Below are 2,611 nucleotides of genomic sequence, written 5' to 3' on the forward strand. Positions count from 1 at the left end.
GTGCTCAATGCGCCGTCGGTAGGCGCGAGGATCCACTTCCACAGCACGGCGATGGCCAGCGGTGAACAGATCCACGGCAGCACGTAGAGCGTCCTGAAAAAACCGCTACCCGGCAGATCGCGGGCGAGCATCGTCGCCGCGAGCAATCCCAGCACCGTTTGCACCGGCACCACGGCCAGAATGAAGATCAGGGTGACGAGCATCGAGGTGCCGAACGACGGATCACTCAGTACCGACCGCCAATTCCCCAGCCCCACATAGCCGATCGGCCCCAGCAGATCCCAACGCTGAAGACTCAGCCAGAGCACCACCAGCATCGGTAACAGCAGGAACGTGACGACGCCGAAGAGGCTGGGAGCGAGCAGGGTGTAGCCCACGACGGTATGGCGATTGCGCAGGCGACCCACCCGCTCATTAAAGGTCATCCGGCCCGGGCGAGGGCGTTGCCACTACGGTGGAGGCGTGACAGCGCGCCGACGTGTCGATGCCGACTTCCTCGCACTGCCCCGCCACCAGCTGGCCGACGCAGCTCTTTCGGCGGCCGCGTCCGCCGGCGCGAGCTATGCCGACCTGCGGATCCACCGCATCACCACCGAGATCGTCCAACTGCGCGACGGCGAGCTCGAGACGTCGGTCGTCGGCCGCGAGATCGGGCTTGCGGTCCGGGTCATCGTGGACGGCACCTGGGGTTTCGCGTCGCACGCCGAGCTGGACCCGTCGGTGGCCGCCGAGACCGCGCGCCGTGCGGTGCGCGTCGCCAGCACCCTTTCGCCGCTCAACGCCGAGCGCATCGAGCTGGCGCCAGAGCCGGTGTACACCGACCTCCATTGGGTTTCGGACTACCGCCTCGACCCGTTCGACGTGGCGGCCGCCGACAAGATCGCCGTGCTCGACGAGTACTCGGGGCGCTTGCTCGCCGCCGACGGTGTCGACCACGTCTCGGCCGGCCTGCACGCCGTCAAGGAGCAGACCTTCTACGCCGACACGTTCGGCTCGTCGATCACCCAGCAGCGGGTGCGCGTGCAGCCCACGTTCGAGGCGGTGGCCGTCGACGCCGCCGCGGGCTCATTCGAGACGATGCGCACCCTTTCGCCGCCGACTGCGCGGGGTTGGGAGGTGCTCACGGGCGACGACGTCTGGGACTGGTCGACGGAGCTCGCCGAACTGCCGTCCCTGCTGGCCGAGAAGACCAAGGCGCCGTCCGTGGTGGCCGGGCCGACCGACCTGGTGATCGACCCGTCCAACCTGTGGCTCGTGATCCACGAATCCATCGGTCACGCCACCGAATACGACAGGGCCATCGGATACGAGGCGGCCTACGCGGGCACGTCGTTCGCGACGCCGGACAAGCTCGGCGTGATGCGCTACGGGTCGCCGGTGATGAACGTGACCGCCGACCGGACCGTCGAATTCGGGCTAGCGACAATTGGATTCGACGACGAGGGGGTCCGCGCGCAGAAGTGGGACCTGGTGCGCGACGGCGTCTTCGTGGGCTACCAGCTCGATCGGGTGTTCGCGCCGCGTCTCGGTGAGGCCAGGTCGAACGGCTGCTCGTATGCCGATTCGCCGCACCACGTCCCGATCCAGCGGATGGCCAACGTGTCTCTGCAGCCAGGCGCCGAAGATCTCAGCACCGACGACCTCATCGCCCGTGTGCAGGATGGCATCTACGTCGTCGGCGACAAGTCGTGGTCGATCGACATGCAGCGCTACAACTTTCAGTTCACCGGCCAACGGTTCTTCCGGATTCGCGACGGGCGGCTCGACGGGCAGCTGCGCGACGTCGCCTACCAGGCCACCACGACGGACTTCTGGGGGGCAATGGAAGCGGTCGGCGGGCCGTCGACGTGGCGCCTCGGTGGAGCGTTCAACTGTGGCAAGGCGCAACCCGGGCAGGTGGCGGCGGTCAGCCACGGCTGCCCGTCGGCGCTCTTCCGTGGGATCAACGTGCTGAACACCCGGGACGAGGCGGGCCGGTGATCAGTGCACCGGAGGTCGTCGGGATCGTCCTCGCCGAGGCCGCGCGGCGCGGTGGAGCCGACGAGACGATCGTGTTGGTCACCGACCGGGCGACGGCGTCGCTGCGGTGGGCGGGCAACTCGATGACCACCAACGGCGAGTCTCTGAGTCGAGACACGACCGTGATATCGATTGTCCGCCAAGGCAAGAGCGCACACGTCGGCTCCGTGAAGTCCAGCGAGGTCGATCCCGCCGCGGTCGCAGGGCTGGTGGCCGCGTCGCAGGAGGCGGCCCGCTCGGCACCGGAGGCGCGGGACAACGCGCCGGCGCTGGCAGGTGCGGAGACTCCATACGATTGGGATGCGCCGGTGCCCGAGACCGCGTCCGACGTCTTCGCCGAGGTGGCGAGGAGCCTGGCGAGCGCGTTTCGCGGCAGCGACCGCTTGTACGGCTTCGCCCGCCACGAGCTGGAGACGACGTTCCTGGCCACCTCGAGCGGCCTGCGCCGGCGCTACACCCAGCCGACCGGGTCGGTGGAGATCAACGCCAAGCGCCGTGGCGCCAGCGCCTGGGTGGGCGTCGGCACACCCGACTTCGTCGACGTGCCAACCGATTCCATGCTCGAGGAACTGTCGAGGAGGCTGGGCTGGGC

The 2,611-nt window shown here is 68.6% G+C and carries 2 protein-coding genes and 1 pseudogene; 2 read left to right on the forward strand and 1 reads right to left on the reverse strand.

Features of this window, described 5'->3' with window-relative positions; translation table 11 throughout:
- The coding region (locus tag ACRDUX_RS32550; RefSeq protein WP_526420268.1) for a carbohydrate ABC transporter permease at positions 1-425 on the reverse strand (425 nt) is incomplete at its 3' end.
- A gap of 37 nt (positions 426-462) precedes the next feature.
- On the opposite strand from ACRDUX_RS32550, the gene ACRDUX_RS32555 reads away from it, so the two are divergent.
- Positions 463-1,980 carry a metallopeptidase TldD-related protein gene (locus ACRDUX_RS32555; RefSeq protein ID WP_526420270.1) on the forward strand — a complete coding sequence of 506 codons (1,518 nt, stop codon included), beginning with the start codon at positions 463-465 and terminating at the stop codon, positions 1,978-1,980.
- Positions 1,977-2,611: pseudogene (locus ACRDUX_RS32560) on the forward strand (TldD/PmbA family protein); the annotation flags it as partial. The gene ACRDUX_RS32555 and the pseudogene ACRDUX_RS32560, both read left to right, overlap by 4 nt.

Origin of the sequence: Mycobacterium sp., from assembly GCF_050701675.1 — a bacterium.
GTDB lineage: Bacteria > Actinomycetota > Actinomycetes > Mycobacteriales > Mycobacteriaceae > Mycobacterium.